The following is a 17,635-nucleotide window of genomic DNA, read 5'->3' as shown; positions in this document are numbered from 1 at the left end:
ACGGGGTGCCTTCGACTTGGGCCTCGCCTTGGGGGCTGCCTTTCATGCCCCCGAGCGGTAACAGCCTGGCCCTCGACCTTGCCGCGGGTCCTGCGCAGGTCAAGCGATCATCAAAAGAACTTTTTTAATACGTTTTTTAAAAAAACGTTTACCAAAAGCGGTTCTGTGCTCTGCGCGCGCGGCGCCTTCCCGGCTTATTTCATCTCTTTGAACACCGCCTCCGCGGCGTCCAGCGTCTCTTCGATGACGGCATCGTCGTGGGTGGCCGACACGAAGCCCGCTTCGAATGCCGAGGGCGCGAAGTGCACGCCGCGGTCCAGCATGGCGTGGAAGAAATGCTTGAACGCCTCGACATCGGCCGCCGACACTTCGGCCAATGACGTCGGCACCTGGGCCGAGAAGTACAGCCCGAACATGCCGCCGATGGCGTCGGCGCTGAAGTCCAGGCCGGCGGCGCGCGCGCGCTGCTGCAGGCCGTCGGCCAGCTTGCGGGTCTGCGTTGCCAGGTTTTCATAGAACCCCGGCGCGGCGATCAAGCGCATCGTCGCCAGCCCGGCCGCCACCGCGACCGGATTGCCCGACAGCGTGCCCGCCTGGTACACCCCACCCAGCGGCGCGATATGGCGCATCACTTCCGCGCTGCCGCCGAAAGCGCCCACCGGCATGCCGCCGCCGATCACCTTGGCCAGCGTGGTGATGTCGGGCTTGACGCCGGTCAGCCCCTGCACGCCTTGCGGGCCGACGCGGAACCCCGTCATCACTTCATCGAAAATCAGCAGCGCACCGTGGCGGGTGCAGGCCTCGCGCAGGCCTTCCAGGAAACCGGCGCGCGGCTTCACCAGGTTCATATTGCCGGCCACCGGTTCGACGATGATGCAGGCAATGTCCTGCTGGTATTGCTCGAAGGCGGACTGCACGCCTTCCAGATCGTTGTAGTCCAGCACCAGCGTGTGCTCGACGAATTCCGCCGGCACGCCCGCCGACGTGGGATTGCCGAAGGTCAGCAGGCCTGATCCGGCCTTCACCAGCAGGCTGTCGGCGTGGCCGTGGTAACAGCCTTCGAACTTGATGATCTTTTTACGGCCAGTTGCGCCGCGCGCCAGGCGGATGGCCGTCATGGTGGCTTCGGTGCCGGAGCTGACCAGGCGCACCTGCTCCATGGACGGCAGGCGTTCGATCAACAGCTCGGCCAGTTCGATTTCCGCTTCGGTGGGCGCGCCGAAGGACAAGCCATGCACCGCGGCTTCCTGCACCGCGCGCACGACGTCGGGATGGGCGTGGCCAAGGATGGCGGGGCCCCAGGAGCCGACGTAGTCGATATAGCGCTTGCCTTCCGCGTCCCACACATACGGCCCGACAGCGCGCGCGATGAAGCGCGGCGTGCCGCCGACGGAGCGGAAAGCGCGCACCGGCGAGTTGACGCCGCCGGGGATGCTGCGGGAGGCGCGTTCGAAAAGTTCGGCGTTGGTGGACATGACGGTGAATCTCGCTAAAGACGATTGGTACGGCTGGTACGTCGGGGACGATGGGGCGGCGGCGGACGCCGGCCTGGCCGGGCAGGCCGGCCGGCACCCGCTTCAAGGACGCGGCCGGCCCTTGGGCAGGAAGGGATGCGCATAAGCGGCGGCGGCGCTGGCGATGTCGGCCGCTTCGAACAGGCCGTTGACGGCCGCGATGGCGTCGGCGCCGGCCTGCGCCACCAGGGGCGCGTTCTCGGGCGTGATGCCGCCGATGGCGACCACGGCGGGGCGCGGCGCGGCTTGGTCTTCGGTCAAGGCGCGTGCTTCCGTCAGCAATTCCAGGGGGGCGCGCACGGCTTGCGGCTTGGTGGAAGAGGGGAAGACCGCGCCGAAGGCGATGTAGTCGGCGCCCGCGGCCAACATGTCGCGGCCACGCTGGATGTCGTTGTAGCAGGACGCGCCGATGATCAGGTCTGGCGCCTGCGCCCGTACCTGGGCGACCGCGGCATCGTCGCGGCCGACGTGCACGCCGTCGGCGCCGATCTCCAGCGCCAGCTCCCAGTGGTCATTGATCAGGAAAATCACGCCCAGTTCGCGGCACAAGGGCGCCAGCGCCAGCGCCTGCTCCCGTCGCTGCGCGGCGGGGATGTCCTTGCGCCGCAGTTGCAATGCGCGCATGCCGCCGGCGGCGGCTTGCTGGACCGCGCGCAGCAGGCGTGCGGTGTCGTCCCATTCCGGCGTCACGCCGTACAGGCCGCTGGGGAAGCGTTGGGCTTTCATCAGGGCAGCATCCGGTTGGCTATGCGCCGGCCCATGCCGGGCAGGAAGCTGGCTGCCACGGCCGCGTCGGCCAGGGGCAGGGATTTTTCCACGGCTTCAGGGACTTCCATGCCCTGGGCCAGGCAGGCGGCCAGCGTCGTGGCCAGCAGGCCGCCGCTGTCGCTGCTGCGGTCGGGCGGCGGCTGCCAGGGCCAGTTGGTCGTGGTGCCTTCCGGCCCCACCAGCAGATTGACGGCATGGCCAGGTCGCAGCGGTGCACCTAAAGCAAGTACCCACTTTGCGCCGGCACCGACCATGGCGTGGGCCGCCGAGGTGGCTTCACCGATTTCCAGGGTGCCGTCGCTGAGCCACTGCGCCAGGCGGGCGTGTTCGACGACCACCACGTCGGCCTGCGGCAGCACCAGTTCCAGCGTGGCGGCCAGCAGGTCGTCGGCATCGTCCTGGGCGGCGGCATCGGCCGGCAGCGGCGAGCGGTGTCCCAGGTGCAGGACCAGCGGCACCTGGCTGTAGTCGGCGGCGATCTGCGCGACCGCGCTGGCGCATTCGGCGCTGTAGAGGCCGCCCACCTTGATGGCTTGCACCGGCATGTCTTCCAACAGGCAACGGGCCTGGTCGTCGAGCAATTCCGGCGAGATCGAATGGACTTCTTCCATGACCGCCGTGTCCTGCACGGTAATTGCTGTGATCGCCGCCAAACCATGGCAGCCCATGCGAGCGCAGGTCACGGCGTCAGCCGGCAGGCCGTCAGATCCGGTGGGATCGGCGGGGCCAAATATGAGAACGATGGGCGGAGTTGCGGCAGTCACGTGTACAGCGAATCAAAATGACAGCGTCTGATTTTTTGTGCTGAGTCAGACTAATGCCTATTGGGTTTCGGTAAGATCGACCCCATTCTAATGGATCGCGCTTACCGTGTTGCCGATGTCGCTACGAAAATGGGGACTTGGACGACGGGGGGCGCCCGAAAACGATTTGGAAGCTTGAGAGAACTATGAGAACCTGGATGTGTTTGATCTGTGGATGGGTCTACGACGAAGCCACCGGCCTGCCCGAAGAGGGTATCGCCGCGGGCACGCGCTGGGAAGATGTCCCGCCCAACTGGGTCTGTCCTGAATGCGGCGCGCGCAAGGAAGATTTCGAGTTGATGGAAATCTGACAGGGCGTCCGCGCCGGGCCAGTCCGCCAGCAGCCTGTTGCGCTCCCATGCGGTGCGTCACCCTTTAGGAATACGCCATGACCGACGAAAGCCACCCCGATGTACCCGGCGAATCCCCGTCCGTCGACTTTTCCAACCAATTCCTGATGGCCATGCCCAATATGGTCGAAGGCAGCCTGGCGGGTTCCGTCATCTACATCTGCGAGCACACGACCAAGGGCGCGCTGGGCCTGGTGATCAACCGTCCCACCGACCTTACCCTGGGCACGCTGTTCGAGCGGATCGAACTGGACCTGGAGATCGCGCCCGTCAAGGCGACGCCGGTGTTTTTCGGCGGGCCGGTGCAGACCGACCGCGGTTTCGTGCTGCATATGCCGCCGGGGGACTACAACTCCAGCATCAAGCTGGGGGGCCTGGCCCTGACCACCTCGCGTGATGTATTGCAGGCGGTGGCCGAAGGCAATGGCCCGCAGCAGATGCTGGTCACCTTGGGTTATGCGGGCTGGGGTGCCGGCCAGCTGGAAAGCGAAATGGCGCGCAACGCCTGGCTCAACGTGTCGGCCGACCCGCACATCATTTTCGACGTTCCGCCGGAAGATCGTTATCCCGCGGCACTCAAGCTGTTGGGTATCGATCCCGTCATGCTGGCGGGCGATGCCGGCCATGCCTGACGAGACCCTGCTGGCGTTCGATTACGGCATCAAGAAAATCGGCATCGCAATTGGCAATACGCTGACGCGGCAGGCTCGACCCCTGGAAATCCTCTATGGCGAGGCGCTGGGGCCGCGCTTTGCCCGGATCGAGGCGCTGCTGGCCGAATGGCAGCCGCAGCGAGTGGTGGTGGGGCTGGCCTTGACGGCCGACGGGGGCGAGCAGGAGGCTTCCGCGCGTTGCCGCCGGTTCGCCAACCGGCTGCATGGCCGCTTCGGTGTGAAAGTGGAACTGGTGGATGAGCGCGGGTCCAGCATGCAGGCCCAGGCCCTGCTGGGTACCCATGCCGACGACGACGCCATGGCCGCTGCGGTGATTCTTCAACGCTACCTGGATGCGTTGCCGGAGTAAGGGACGCGTTTGAAGGCGTCCAGCTAGGGAGCAAACCCAGGGTGGCGCGGCCAGGAGGCTCGTTTGGAGGAGCCGCCCAGGAGCGCCTGCCCCTTCGCTTGCTCTACGAAATCAAAGAGGAATTTCTTTAGAAATTCCTCTTTTCTTAATCTGCTGCTTAAGCACCCCGGCGCCACGGGCCACCGAGTGATGTGTACGTCACCGTCCGGGTCCGTTCGATGACGGCGTGTCGTGTTATGGTTGCGCCCGGCGAGCCGTCGGCTCGGCCGTCCTATTCTCCTCTGATTCACCCATGACCGTCCTGGACTTCGGCTGCCCGTATTCCGACTTGACTCACGATAGGCTTGCGCCGCGCAGCGAGCGCTTGGCGGCGGCATGCCGGGGCGCCCGGCCATGACGCTGCGGTTGCTGCGATTCATTCCGCGAGTTGTGGTGGTGATTCTGCTGGTCCTGGTGGGCCTGATCCTGGTGGGCACCGTATACCCGTTCATCGGCGTCAAAGGGCGGGCCTTGCTCAATCGCACCTGGTCGCGCTGCCTGATGCGCGTCTGTGGCGTGCGCCTGCTGGTTCGCGGCACGCCACGCATGCGCGAAGCCGTCCTGCTGGTAGGCAACCATGTGTCGTGGATCGACATTTTCGTGATCAACGCCGTGCGACCCACTGCCTTCGTGGCCAAGGCGGAAATCCGCCGCTGGCCCGTGGTGGGCTGGCTGGTGGCCGGTGCCGGCACTTTGTTCATCGAGCGCGGCCAGCGTCACGCGGTGCAGACGGTGGGGGCGGCGATGCAGCGCCGCTTCGCGCATGGCGAGGCTGTCGGCCTGTTTCCCGAGGGCACCACGACCGAGGGGTATGACCTGCTGCCATTCCATGGCAGCCTGTTCGAGCCTGCGCGCCAGGCCGGCGTCACCATCCAGCCGCTGGCCTTGCGTTTCCTGCGCAATGGCAAGCGCGACCATTACGCCGCCTTCGTCGGGGAAGAGTCGCTGGTGGGCAATCTGTGGCGTGTGTTGAGCGAACGCGGCCTGGCCGTGGAAGTGGTCTTCCTGCCGCCGCTGGCCCAGACCGATCCCGATGGCACACCCGTAACCCGACTGGAATTGTCCCGCCGCGCCCGCGAAGGCATCCGCTCCCACTTGCTGTGAGCAATATTCGAACGTCTTCTGCCGGGTATTCGCCGGGCGCGCCCTGCGCATCCCCAATGCTTATGAGCCGGGCGTCGAATCAGCCGTGCCGCCCAGCGCAGGGGCGATAGCCCAAAGAGGAAGCGATGGGGGCTCCCCCATCATAAAAATAAAAAATCTATTTTCGTGAGATTCAGCCGTCCGAGCCCGGATCCAGGCCCTCGCCGCAGGCCACCTGCACCAACTTCCGGTCCCGCATCCGCAGCGCGGTCAGCTTGCCGCCCCAGACGCACCCCGTATCCAGGCAGATGACATCCTTGCGCAGCAACAGGCCCAATGTCGACCAGTGGCCGAACACCACGGTAACGTTGCTGGTGGCGCGATTGGGTACGTCGAACCAGGGAATCAGCCCGGGCGGCCACGCGCCGGGCGCGACCTTGGTGGCGAACTCCATCCGGCCGGACAGCGTGCACAGCCGCATGCGCGTCAGGGCATTGATGATGACTCGCATGCGCTTGCCGCCGCGATACTGCTCATCCCAGCGCGTCGGCAGATTGCCGTACATCTTTTGCAACGCACGTTGCCAGTTGGGCCCGCGCAGGGCGTCCTGCACTTCGCTGGCCAGGGCCAGGGTCTTGGCCACGTCCCATTTCGCCAGGGTACCGGCATGCACCATCAGGTGATCGTGGGCGAAGTGTGCCAAGGGACGGTGGCGTACCCAGTCGATCAACTGCTTGGCGTCGGGCGCCGCCAGGATGTCGTCGATGGTGTCCGACTTGCCCGGCTTGCGCACGCCCGCCGCCGCTGCCAGCAGATGCAGGTCGTGATTGCCCAGCACGGCAACGGCGCGCTCTTCCAGCTCCATCACGCGCCGCAGGGTCGCCAGCGACTTGGGACCGCGGTTGATCAGGTCGCCCGCGAACCAGAACCGCGCGTTGGGGTCTTCATTCAGCGCCGGCTGCGCCAGCAATTGATCCAGCGGCTCGCAGCATCCCTGCAAGTCGCCGATCATCCAGATATCTTGGCCCTTCATACCGGCGACTTGCTCCAGGGCGCACGTTGCGCGAAATTGCGCGAAATCGCGTGCCGGTATTCCATCAACGTCAGCGCCCCAAGGGCCAGCAGCAGGGCGATGGCATTGGGCCCGAGCGCTGTCAGCCATGGCGGCCAGTGGCTGAGCATGCCGACGTTCAGCGCCAGCTGGTTGCACATGAAGAAGGCCACCCCGACCAGGATGCCGATGAAGACCTTGGCGCCTACGCCGCCCCGCCGCGTCTGCATGAAGGCCACCGGCGCGGCGATGGTCATCATCACCAGCAGGGTGAAGGGGTAGACCGCCTTGCGCCACAAGGCGACGACCTGGCGGTCGTATTGCAGGTTGTTATGGCGCAGATAATCGATGTAATCCAGCAGGGTCACCACCGACATCCGTTCCGGCGTCAGTACCCGTGCCAGCAGCCGTTCCGGCGTCAGCGTGGTGTCCAGCACCCGGCGCGGCAATTTGACGACCTGCAGAATCGCTTCCTTGGGCGGCTCGGCCTTGTCCAGGGCATCGACGGCGTTGGGCGCGATGCGGTTCTCGACGACGTTTTCCATGACGAGGTCACCATGGGAGAACACGCCGCGTTCCGCCTTGGACAGGGCAATCAGTTCCTGGTCCTTGCGGAATTCGTACAGGGTGATGCCTTCGACCGCGCCACTGCCGCCCAGCGACAGGATGTTGATGGTGCGGCTGCCGCCGTCCTTGGTCGGCTCCTTGAACCAGTAGCCGCTTTCAAGCCGGCCGTTGCCGGCCTTGCCGCGATAGACCAGGTTGGCCTCGCCGCCCTTGATCTCGGCGGCCGGGGTCACCCATTCCGACAGCATGGTGGCGCCGACCACCGCGGGGATGGTGACGATCCACAACATGCCCAGCAGGCGCATGCCGCTGACGCCCGACACGCGCAGGATGACCAGCTCATTGCGCTGGGCCAGGCTGGCGAGGGCAAGGATGGCGCCGATCAACAGGCCGATCGGCAGCAGGTCGTACAGCCGTGTGGGCAGCGCCAGCGCCTGGATGTAGAACAGGGCCCAGATGGTGAACTTGCCGCCCAGGTTGTCCAGGTCGTCCACCAGGGCGAAGAACGTGAACAGGCCTATCAGCGCCAGCAGCACGACGGTGCAGGAGCGGTAGATTTCACGAGCCAGGTAACGGCGGGCGGTGCGCATTGGAAAGAAGTGTCGCGGGAAAAATCTCGAGCGGGACGAACCGGCATGAACGCGTGGTTCGCCAAACCGGGAAGCTTAACAAATATGCGGGGCTTCTGCGCCGGCCATCGTGGCATTCAGGCGACGTTACATGCTATGCGCGCATGCAAGCAAAACGTTCATGATCTTCATGAATGGCCGCACGCCTGTCAATGCGGTATCTCTGCCTGCGGTATCCGGCGTTGCAGGATGCCCGTGCGGGAGTTCAGGTAGCTGGTGCTGCGATGCTTGTCGTAGTAGCGCGGATTGGGCAGCATGGCCGCCAGGCGCGCGGCCTGGGCCGGGCTCAGGCGCGCCGCGCTGACGTTGAAGTAGTGCTGGGAAGCGGCCTCGGCGCCGAAGACGCCCACTCCCCATTCGGCGACATTCAGGTAAAGCTCCAGGATGCGCTGCTTGCTCATGACCCATTCGATCATGAACGTCAGGATCAGCTCCTGGCCCTTGCGTAAATAGGTGCGTGAGCCGGACAGGAACAGATTCTTCGCCAATTGCTGCGTGATGGTCGAGCCGCCGCGCATTTTGGCGCGCCCCTCGTCAGCCTGCTTCTGGTTGTATTCCCAGGCTTTGCGCATGGCTTCCCATTCGACGCCGTCGTGTTCGAGAAAATTGGAGTCCTCGGATCCGATCACCGCGCGCTTGAGGTTGTTGCTGATCTGGTCATAGTCGACCCAGGTGAACTTGAGCTTCGCGCGCGGGTCGTCCTTGCGCAGCTCGGCCAGCTGAGCGCGCATCACGGAACTGCTCGCCGGATTGCTGTTGGCGTACCAGACCACCATGCAAAACAACCAGAGCTCGTACAGGATGGCCAGGCACAGCAGGGCCATCAAGGTGGCCAGGATGGTGCGTTTGACGGTCCAGTGGCCGCCTGCCGAGCGACGTGTCGCCATGCTTCTTCCCATGCTTGGCCTAGCGGGCCGGCGTTGCCAGGGCCGCGCGCAGCGTTTGCAGCACCGGTTCCGGATCGGGCCTGACCTGGTGCCAGATGTAGAAGCTTTCCGCGGCCTGGCCCACCAGCATCCCCAGGCCATCGGCGCAGCGCGCGGCGCCGTCGGCCGCGGACTGGCGCATGAAGGCGGTCGGTTGGGCGCCGTACATCATGTCATAGGCCAGCGCGCCGGGCGCATAGAGGCCGGCCGGCAGATCGGGCGGCGCGTCGCCCAGACTGCTGGAAGTGGCATTGACGACGACGTCCCAGGGGCCGCCCAGCGCGGCCTCGTCCAGGCCGCCGGCGCTTACCGCCGGGCTGGTGGCGCCGCTGTCGCGCAGCCAGTCGGCGGCCAGGTCGCGGGCCCGCGCAGCGGTGCGATTGACGATATGCAGGCGCGCGCAACCGGCTTGCGCCAGGGGCTGCAGCACGCCGCGCGCGGCGCCGCCGGCACCCAATAGCAGCAGACGCGCGCCTTGCAGGTCCACACCCAGGCGGCGCAGGTCTTGCACCAGGCCGACGCCGTCGGTATTGCAGCCGTGCAGCACGCCGTCGCGTTGCCACAATGTGTTGACTGCACCAGCCAGACGGGCGCGATCGCTCAGGTTGGCCTGGGCCAGTTGCCAGGCTTCCTGCTTGAAGGGCACCGTCACATTCAGGCCGCCGCCGCCTTGCGCGAAGAAATCCCGCACCGTCGCCGTGAAACCGTCCAGGGGAGCCGGCAGCAGGCTGTAGTCCAGGTCTATGCCGGTCTGCCGCGCGAACAGGGCGTGGATCTGCGGCGAACGGCTGTGGGCCACCGGATTGCCGATGACCGCATAGTGGCGCTTGCGACCCGTGGATTGCGTGGAGGACTGCGTCTGGCCCTGGCCGGATGGGGAAGACGGGAGGGTCATGGCGCGTGGGTTTCCAGGGTGTCGTTGACGAAATTCCAGGTCCGCGTGATGGCCAGGACGTCGGTGTCGCGGGCGATCTCGGGCGGGAAGGGCGGGAAAGGGGCAGACATCTGCACGATGCGGCGCGCCGCCTGGTTCAGCACCGCCTGCGGCGAAGGGCTGTCGATCTCGACGTCCGCCACGCTGCCGTCGGCGCGCACATACACTGTCATGCGCAGCGAGCCATACACCTTGCCGCGCGCTTCGTCCGGATAGTATTGGGTGCCTATGGTTTCGACCCGGTTGCGCCAGGCGTCCAGGTAGGGCGCGAAGCGCGAGGCCTCGGCGGCCGGCGCCACGAAGGCGCGGCGCGGCTTCTTGTTATAGGCCTGCACGCGCTGCGACAAGGCGGCCACCTGGGCGTTCTGCAGCACGCTGTCCTGGTCGGCGTCGTCGCGGCCGGGCTCGGCGGCGTGCGGCGTGGGGTCGCCCTGCTGATGGGCGCGGCCGGCCTGGGTCAGCGCCGTCAGCTGCGTCAGCAGTTGCTGCTGCTCGGTCTCCAGCTCTGCCTGCCGCTTGTGCATGGCGTCCAGCACGATGGCGTTGGGCGCGTCGCCGGACTGCGGCAGCGGCGACTGCGCCATGCCCTTCTCGGCGTCGCCGCCCCCTTCGACGTTGGCCTGAGCGCGCGCCTCGGCCTTGGCCGGGGCGTTTTCCGTACGCGTATTGACCAGGATGACTTCCAGTGACTGCGCCGGCGGATGGGGCGTGCGCGGGGGCGCGAAGCGCAGCGCCAGCACCACGGCGTGGACGAACAGCGAGATCACCAGCCCGATCCACAGGTAGTGTTGCGCACGCGCGCTCAGCCAGCGCGCGGATCGGGTCAGGGAGGAGGAAGGCAGAGTGTGTTGCACGCGGGCATTTTAGGCCCGTTTCACGGTTTGCCCAGGGGGCAGGGCTGGTCTACCCCGGGTTCGGCCCGGGTTCGGCCCGAGTTTGGTCCGGGTGCTGGGCCAGACCCGGTCCTCCCTTTGCCCCGTGCGCGGGCCCGCCGCTCATCCCTTTGCCGCAGGCGGAAATATCCAGACCTGCGAGGCCGGCAGCGCCAGACGGCAGGCGCCGGCGGCTCGGCTTTCGTGGCCGTAGGCGCGCAGTGCCATGGCATTGACGGACTCCTCGCCGGGGGTACGGAACAGGTACTCCCACTTGTCGCCCAGGTACATGCCCGTCATCAATTGCATGTCCAGGTGGTTGCCCTCCGGATCATCGGCCAGACGCACCTGCTCCACACGGATGACCGCGGTGGCCTCCTGGCCCACGCTCAAACCCTGCGTCGCCTGGCCCCACAACTGCCAGCCCGTTCCCTCGATGCGTGCCTTGCCGTCGCGGATCTCGGCGACCCGGCCGTTCATGCGATTGTTGCTGCCCATGAATTCGGCGCAGAACAGCGTCTGCGGCGAACCGTACATCTGCTGCGGCGTGCCCTGCTGTTCGATGCGGCCGTTGTTCAGCAGCAGGATGCGATCGGAAATCGCCAGCGCCTCGCTCTGGTCGTGGGTCACCATCAAGGCCGACAGGCCCAGGCGCACGATCAGTTCACGCAGGAACGCGCGGGCTTCTTCGCGCAATTTGGCGTCAAGGTTGGACAGCGGTTCGTCCAGCAGGATCACCGGCGGGTTGTAGACCAGCGCCCGGCCGATGGCCACGCGCTGTTGCTGCCCGCCCGACAATTGATGCGGATGGCGCGCCGCCAGATGACCCAGCCCTAATTGGTCCAGCACTTCCTGCACGCGCTGGCGCGTTTCCGCGGCCGGCGTGCGGCGCAGTTGCAGGGGATAGGCGACGTTGTCGTAAACCGTCTTGTGCGGCCACAGCGCGTAGGACTGGAAGACCAGCCCCAGGTTGCGGTCCTCGGCCGGTACTTCACCCTTGGCGCCGTCGAACACCACGCGTTCGCCGATGGTGATCCTGCCGCGCTTGGCGGCTTCCAGGCCGGCCACCGCGCGCAGCAGCGTCGTCTTGCCGCTGCCCGACGGGCCCAGCAGGGACACCACTTCGCCCTGGCGCAGTTCCATCGACACGCCCTTGAGCACCGGCACGTCGCCGTAGTCCAGGTGCAGGTCTTCCACTGAAAGTTCAATCATGAAGTTTCACTCCGAATCGCAGGGCGATGCCCAGGCCGATGACGACCAGCACGATATTGATAAAGGACAGCGCGGCCACGATGTCGATGGCGCCGGTTGCCCACAGCGATACCAGCATCGACCCGATGGTCTCCGTGCCGGGCGACAGCAGGTACACGCCGGTGGAGTATTCACGCTCGAAGATGAGGAACATCAGCAGCCATGCGCCGATCAGGCCGTGGCGCGCCAGCGGCACGGTGACGTGACGCGTCACCTGGCCGCGGCGGGCGCCCGAGCTGCGCGCGGCTTCTTCCAGTTCCGGCCCGACCTGCAGCAGGGTGGAGGAGATCAGGCGCAGGCCATAGGCCATCCAGACGACGGTGTAGGCCACCCAGACACTGAAGATGGTGCTGCGCACGCTGCGCAGCCATTCGACGAAGTTCTCGCGCAGCCAGTCGGCGTATGGCAGGAAGGACAGCAGGCCGCCTTCGTCCAGGGCATTGTCCAGCCATAGCGGCACGAACAGGAACACCCACAGGAAGGCCAGGCCGGCCAGCAGGCCCGGCACCGCGCGCGGCACCAGCACGCTGTAGTCCAGGAAGCGGGTCACGCCGTCCTGGCGCCGGTGCATGGCCAGGCCGATGAAGCCATAACAGACCACCGCCAGCACGCCGCCGATCACGCCGATGGCCACGGAGTTGACGATGGCGCGGATCAGGTTGGGCGATGCGAACACGCTGCGGAACGCTTCCAGCGACAACACGTCCACCAACCTGACGCCCATGCCCCAGTTGGACACGAAGGCGCGCAGCATCACGCCCACCAGCGGCACCACCACGGTGACGAACAGCCACGCCGCCACCACGCCGCCCGCCGCCCAGCGCCATTTGCCCAACGGCAGGGCACGCGCGCGCGAAGCCTTGCCCTTCATCGTGACGAAGCGGTTGGCGGTGCGCATCAGGCGCCGTTGCAGGGCCACCAGCGGAATGGTCATGCAGATCAGCACCACCGTCACCGCCGCCATCAGGTGGTAGGACGGCACGCCCAGCTTGTTGGTCAGCTTGTACAGATAGGTCGCCAGCACCAGGTTGCCTTCCGGATCGCCCAGCACCAGCACCAGGCCGAAGACTTCCAGGCCCAGGAAAAACAGCAGCACGCTGGCGTAGAGCAGGGCCGGGCGCACCATGGGCAGGCTGACCGTCATCATCACGCGCAGCGGCGACGCACCGGTGATGCGCGCGGCTTCCTCCACGTCGGAACCCATGCTGCGCAGGGCCGAGGAAATGTAGAGATAGGCATGCGGCACGTGCGTCAGGCCGGCGATGATGACGATGCTGGTCATGGAATAGATATTCCATGGCACGAAGCCCAGCAGGTCCTGCGTCCATTTGGAGAAGAAGCCGACCGGGCCCGCGGCCACCACATAGCCGAAGCCCAGCACCATGGGCGAGACGAATACGGGCACCAGGATCAGCGGTTCGATCCAGCGCCGGCCCGGCAGGTCGGTGCGTATCATCAGGAAGGCCAGCATGCCGCCCAGCGGCACGGCGATGATGAACAGGCCGAACGCCAGGATCAGGCCGCTGATCAGGGCTTTATAGAAATCGGGGTCGTCGAAGATGAAGCGAAAGGCGTCCAGGCTGACGACCTTGGACGGCATGAAGAAGGGCGCCGACAGAAAGCTCTGGTAGATGATCAGCGACAGCGGCACATAGATGGCCAGTGCCGTGATCACCACCGTCACGCCGCGCGGCAGCGACTGCCATTTTGAGCGCAATGACTGCATGATGGGATCCTGATAAAGAGCCGGGAACGGGCGGGGGCCGCAGCGGGACCGCCCGCCTGGGCGGCCCCCTCATGCATGGCCCGTATTGGCAACCCCGGGAGGGGCCAAGCGCTTATTTGCCCGCGGCGGCGCGCCAATCCTTGATGAACTCCAGGCGCTTCTTCTGCTCCAGGTAGTCCAGCAGGGTTTCGTTGACCGGGATGGGCTTGAGCGCGTTGCCCAGCTTCTTGGTCATGCCGTCGACGTCGTTGTCACCGGGGATGTCGTCACGGATCGAGGCCATGTCGGCCTGGTTGGCGACGATGTCCTGGCCCTTCTGCGACAGCACGTAGTCCTGCCACAGCTTGGCGGCGTTGCGATGCTTGGACTTCTTGGCGATGAAGGACACGCGCGACAACACCAGCGTGTAGTCGGTGGGATAGACGATGCCGATGGACGTGTCCGTCTTGGCGCGCGCCTCGGCATACGAGCCGAGGATGTTGTAGCCGATCAGGTTCTCACCCGACGACACGCGTTCCATCATCGTGCCGGTGGAGGACTGCACCACCAGGCCGCCCTTGGCGGTGTCGCGCAAGGTGTCGAAGTACTTGCTGTCGTTGGCTTTGTCCTGCACCGCCAGCATGAAGCCCACGGCGGACTTTTCGATGTCGTAGGTGGTGACCTTGTTCTTGAACTTGTCGGTCTGCGACGCGATCAGCTTGGCCAGTGCGGCGTGGGTGCTGGGCACGTCGGCCTGCGCGATCAGGCGCTTGTTGTAGATGAAGACGGCCGGCTCATAGGTGGTGCCGTAGGCGGAATCCTTCCACACGGCCCACGAGGGCAGCTTGCCGATTTCAGGCGACTTGTATTGCAGGGCATAGTCGGTCGCCAGCTTCAGCGCCGAATCCATCGACGAACTCCACACCACGTCGCCGCTATTGCCGCCAGCCGCCTGCTCGCTGATGAAGCGGTTGTACAGCTCGGTGCTGTTCATGTCGTTGTATTCGACCTTGACGCCGGGATAGGCAGCCTCGAAGCCCTTGATGAGGGGGCCGGCGGCCTTGGTGTCGGTGGTCGAGTAGATCACCACGGTGCCTTCCTTCTTGGCGCCATCGATGATCTTCTGGTAATCGGCGGGGTAGCCGGCGGGGACCTGGGCCAGGGCACTGGCGGAAGCAAAGGCGAAAGCGGCGGCGCAGGCGGCCGCGAGGCGGGACTGGGCAAGCATGGGTGTCTCTCCGTATTGGAATTGTTCTAGGCGACTTTTTCGTCGTCTGGACGGCATCTTAGGATCGCAATACTGTCGCCGTCCTGTCGTCGACAATCTACGGGAGAGTGGATAACAGATACCGGGACTCGGCAAAAAGCGTCCTCATCATCAATCGCGATTGGATGCGGCGCAGGCACGCCGGCGGCGCTGATCGCTATGAGGGACGGAACGAGACTAATCCAGGCTCGACGGCGTGGCCGCGGACTCCGCGGGCCGCGGCGACGGCCGCGGTGGCGGGAGCGAGGCCGGCGGCGTGTCGCCCACCAGTCGGGCCCAGTTGCGGATGAAGCGCGCCTGGCGCTGGCGGTCCAGGCCGGCCAGCAAGCCCGGGCCCATGGCGATCGGTTGCACGATGCCTGACGTACGCGTCAGCACGCCGTCGGCCGTCCACGGGCCAGGCGTGCCGGCGATGAGCGAGCCCAAGCCGGCCTGGCGTGCGGTCGCGGCCTGGCCGGCCGGCGACAGCAGCCAGTCGACCAGCGCGCGCGCCAGCGCCGGCTGGCGCGTCTTGCGCGCGATCAGCACCGAACGTGTCAGCACCAGTTCGTAGTCCTGCGGGAAAACCACGCCGATGCGTCCGCTCGCGGCCTCGCGCGCCAGGGCATGCGAGCCCAGCACGTTGTAGCCCAGGTCCAGTTCGTCACGCTCGATGGCGTCGAGGATGTCGGTGGCGCAGGCGGCGCGGCGCACTCCCGCGCGGCCCAGCGCGTGGGCCAGGCCCCAGAAATCGGACGAGACCTGTTCGTCCTGCTCGGCCAGCAGATAGCCGACGCTGCTGCGCGTCAGGTCATAGGTGCCGATACGGCCGTGCAGGGCGGCACCCTCGCTTTCCAGCAGGCGCAGCAGCGCCTGGTGCGAGCGCGGCGCGGTGGCTTCGGTGTAGCGGCGTGGGTTGTAGACGATGACCACCGGTTCCAGCGTGAAGCCGAACACTTCGTTGCGCCAGGTGGCCCATTCCGGCATGCCGGCCGTGCGGGTGGTCTCGTAACGCAGCGCATAGCCATCGTTGGCCAGGCGGATCTGCAGGTCGGTCGCCGGGCTCATCAGCACGTCGACGTCGGGCAGGTGATCCGCCACGGCGGCTTCGTAGAGCGCACGGCTGCCCATTTCGCGATAGGTCACCGCCACGCCGGGATGGGCGTTCTGGAAAGCCTGGATCAGGCCGCTCATCGTGGGCGTGTCGGTGGTGCCGGCGATGGCCAGCACCGGATCGCCGGGCGTGGCGGTCGGATAGCGCGTCGTCTCGGGCTCCCTGCCGCAGGCGCGGGCCGGCACCGCCGCCGGAGCCTGGGCATTGCCCTCGGCACCAGCTTCCGCCGGGGCCTGTGCCCGGGTTTGCGCCAGGGGCTGCGTCGAAGTCTGCGCCCGGGCCGGCGCGGGCGCCGACGTGGCCGCCAGCAAGCCCGCCATGGCAAGCGCCAGCACGGCCAGCGTCTTCTTGTGAGCTGTCTTATGAGCCGTCTTGTATGCCGGCTTCACGCGCCGCATCACCACCTTGGCCGCCAGTCCGCCCCCCGGGCGGTTTTGCAGCCACAGCGTGCCGCCATGCGCATTGGCCACCGTACGCACGATGGCCAGCCCCAGCCCGGACCCCGGCTGGCCGGCACCGCTTGTGCCGCGCTGGAAGCGTTCCTGCACCCGTTCCATCTCGTTGTCCGGAATGCCCGGGCCATCGTCATTCACCGTGATGGCCACGCGCATGGCCGCCACTGGCGTGACGCGAATCTCGACGGGTCCTGCCTCCGCGTAGCGCAAGGCATTGTCGACCAGGTTGCGCAGCATTTCCCGCAAGGCCACGCGATCGCCGGTGACGCGGGCGCGCCGCACCTCCGGCGCGATGAAGATGCGCAGCCGCGTCGCCTCCAGCGGTCCGATATGGTTGCGCGTGTCGTTGACGATTTCAGCGATACCCACGCTGGCGGTGCCGCGCATGCCCAGGCGGTGGGTAATGGTGGCGTCCATCAGCAGTTGGCTGACCAGCTGGCTGGCCAGCGTGGCGTTCTGGTGGATGCGCGTCACGCGCTCATGGAGACGTTGCGGGTCGGTCTCTTCCATCGCCACCTCGGCCTGCGCGCGCAGCGACGCCAGCGGCGTGCGGACTTGATGCGCGGCATCGGCCACCAGCGTATTGATGTTACGCATGGCGCTTTCCAGCCGCGGCATGACGCCGTTCAGCGCCTCCGCCAGCCGCGTGACTTCGCGTGGCGCGGGCATGTCCAGCGGACGCAGGTCGTCAGGATCGCGCCGGCTCAGTTCCTGCTCCATCGCCGCCAGTGGCGCGAACGCGCGGCGCAGGCCGAACCACAGCAGGGCCAGCGCCAGTGGCACGATCACCAACAGCGGCGCGATGGCGCGGTGCCAGATCTCCGTGGTCAAGGTGTTGCGGGCGTCCAGGGTTTCGGCGACACGGATGGTGACCCAGCCGGCGTGCGGGCCGCCCGCCACCAGGCGGCCCACCGTCGCCACGCGTACGGGCTCGTCGCGATAGTCGATGTCATCGAATACGGGGCTGGAAGAGCGCGCCGGCTCCAGGGACCAGGCCAGGTCGTCATAGCCGGTGATGGCCGCGCCATCCGGGCCGCGCGCCGTGTAGAACACGCGGTCCATGCCGGACAGCATGGCCAGCGCGGCGTGCGGCGGCTCGACCACGATGCCGCCGTCATCGATGCGTACCGATCCCGCGATGGTCAATGCCGAGGCGGCCAGCAGGCGGTCGAACGCCCGGTCGGCGGCGCGGCGCGCATCGTGGTGCAGGAATAACGCCACGCCGATGGACGCGCAGCCCAGCAACAGCAGGCCCATGGTGAAAATGCGCCCGTGGATGGAGACACGGCGCGCGGAGTCGCGGCG

Annotated in this window: 16 protein-coding genes; 4 read left to right on the top strand and 12 right to left on the bottom strand. The window is 66.6% G+C overall.

Translation table 11 applies throughout. From position 1 onward, the window contains the following. Positions 1-194 precede the first annotated feature (194 nt). The 3 genes from hemL to CEY05_RS14225 all read right to left on the bottom strand — a co-directional run bounded on the left by hemL (position 195) and on the right by CEY05_RS14225 (position 3,046). The gene (hemL, locus tag CEY05_RS14235) at positions 195-1,475 is read right to left on the bottom strand and encodes a glutamate-1-semialdehyde 2,1-aminomutase (protein WP_088598970.1); all 1,281 of its coding nucleotides are present in this window, start codon (positions 1,473-1,475) and stop codon (positions 195-197) included. A gap of 102 nt (positions 1,476-1,577) precedes the next feature. Beyond that, on the bottom strand, positions 1,578-2,240 hold the full coding sequence (thiE, locus tag CEY05_RS14230; RefSeq protein ID WP_088598969.1) for a thiamine phosphate synthase: 663 nt from the start codon (positions 2,238-2,240) through the stop codon (positions 1,578-1,580). Continuing rightward, complete coding sequence (locus CEY05_RS14225; protein ID WP_088598968.1) at positions 2,240-3,046, bottom strand: hydroxymethylpyrimidine/phosphomethylpyrimidine kinase; 807 nt, start codon at positions 3,044-3,046, stop codon at positions 2,240-2,242. The genes thiE and CEY05_RS14225 overlap by 1 nt, the downstream gene beginning before the upstream one ends. Before the next feature lie 185 nt (positions 3,047-3,231). On the opposite strand from CEY05_RS14225, the gene CEY05_RS14220 reads away from it, so the two are divergent. The 4 genes from CEY05_RS14220 to CEY05_RS14205 all read left to right on the top strand — a co-directional run bounded on the left by CEY05_RS14220 (position 3,232) and on the right by CEY05_RS14205 (position 5,601). Then, positions 3,232-3,396, top strand: coding sequence for a rubredoxin (locus tag CEY05_RS14220; protein WP_088598967.1), 165 nt, complete (start codon positions 3,232-3,234; stop codon positions 3,394-3,396). Between the two features lie 77 nt (positions 3,397-3,473). Then, entirely contained in the window at positions 3,474-4,067 is a 594-nt protein-coding gene (locus CEY05_RS14215) for a YqgE/AlgH family protein (protein WP_088598966.1), read from the top strand. Beyond that, positions 4,060-4,458 carry a Holliday junction resolvase RuvX gene (gene ruvX / locus CEY05_RS14210; RefSeq protein ID WP_088599229.1) on the top strand — a complete coding sequence of 133 codons (399 nt, stop codon included), beginning with the start codon at positions 4,060-4,062 and terminating at the stop codon, positions 4,456-4,458. Before CEY05_RS14215 ends, ruvX begins: the two co-directional genes overlap by 8 nt. Before the next feature lie 399 nt (positions 4,459-4,857). After that, positions 4,858-5,601, top strand: a complete 744-nt coding sequence (locus CEY05_RS14205) for a 1-acyl-sn-glycerol-3-phosphate acyltransferase (RefSeq protein ID WP_088599228.1) — start codon at positions 4,858-4,860, stop codon at positions 5,599-5,601. 172 nt (positions 5,602-5,773) lie between these two features. Here CEY05_RS14205 and CEY05_RS14200 read toward each other — a convergent pair whose 3' ends face one another. The 9 genes from CEY05_RS14200 to CEY05_RS14160 form a co-directional block, all read right to left on the bottom strand. Beyond that, positions 5,774-6,613 (bottom strand): symmetrical bis(5'-nucleosyl)-tetraphosphatase, encoded by an 840-nt coding sequence (locus CEY05_RS14200; protein WP_088598965.1) that lies wholly within the window; start codon positions 6,611-6,613, stop codon positions 5,774-5,776. After that, complete coding sequence (gene lptG / locus CEY05_RS14195) at positions 6,610-7,788, bottom strand: LPS export ABC transporter permease LptG (RefSeq protein ID WP_088598964.1); 1,179 nt, start codon at positions 7,786-7,788, stop codon at positions 6,610-6,612. Before lptG ends, CEY05_RS14200 begins: the two co-directional genes overlap by 4 nt. Positions 7,789-7,976: 188 nt before the next feature. Continuing rightward, positions 7,977-8,714, bottom strand: coding sequence for a monofunctional biosynthetic peptidoglycan transglycosylase (mtgA, locus tag CEY05_RS14190; protein ID WP_088598963.1), 738 nt, complete (start codon positions 8,712-8,714; stop codon positions 7,977-7,979). A gap of 19 nt (positions 8,715-8,733) precedes the next feature. Then, positions 8,734-9,648, bottom strand: coding sequence for a shikimate dehydrogenase (gene aroE, locus CEY05_RS14185; protein ID WP_088598962.1), 915 nt, complete (start codon positions 9,646-9,648; stop codon positions 8,734-8,736). Further along, complete coding sequence (locus CEY05_RS14180; RefSeq protein ID WP_088598961.1) at positions 9,645-10,541, bottom strand: energy transducer TonB; 897 nt, start codon at positions 10,539-10,541, stop codon at positions 9,645-9,647. The genes aroE and CEY05_RS14180 overlap by 4 nt, the downstream gene beginning before the upstream one ends. 141 nt (positions 10,542-10,682) lie before the next feature. After that, on the bottom strand, positions 10,683-11,771 hold the full coding sequence (locus tag CEY05_RS14175) for an ABC transporter ATP-binding protein (RefSeq protein ID WP_088598960.1): 1,089 nt from the start codon (positions 11,769-11,771) through the stop codon (positions 10,683-10,685). Continuing rightward, on the bottom strand, positions 11,764-13,536 hold the full coding sequence (locus tag CEY05_RS14170; RefSeq protein WP_088598959.1) for an iron ABC transporter permease: 1,773 nt from the start codon (positions 13,534-13,536) through the stop codon (positions 11,764-11,766). Before CEY05_RS14170 ends, CEY05_RS14175 begins: the two co-directional genes overlap by 8 nt. 112 nt (positions 13,537-13,648) lie before the next feature. Next, a complete protein-coding gene (locus tag CEY05_RS14165; RefSeq protein WP_088598958.1) occupies positions 13,649-14,743 on the bottom strand; it encodes an ABC transporter substrate-binding protein in 1,095 nt (364 codons plus the stop codon). Between the two features lie 216 nt (positions 14,744-14,959). Continuing rightward, on the bottom strand, positions 14,960-17,587 hold the full coding sequence (locus CEY05_RS14160) for an extracellular solute-binding protein (protein ID WP_088599227.1): 2,628 nt from the start codon (positions 17,585-17,587) through the stop codon (positions 14,960-14,962). Between the last annotated feature and the right edge of the window lie 48 nt (positions 17,588-17,635).

The organism is Achromobacter sp. HZ34 (genome assembly GCF_002209485.1).
Lineage (GTDB): Bacteria > Pseudomonadota > Gammaproteobacteria > Burkholderiales > Burkholderiaceae_B > Bordetella_C.
Note: the sequence above shows the minus strand (reverse complement) of the source record. Positions and strands in the feature narration are given on the sequence as shown.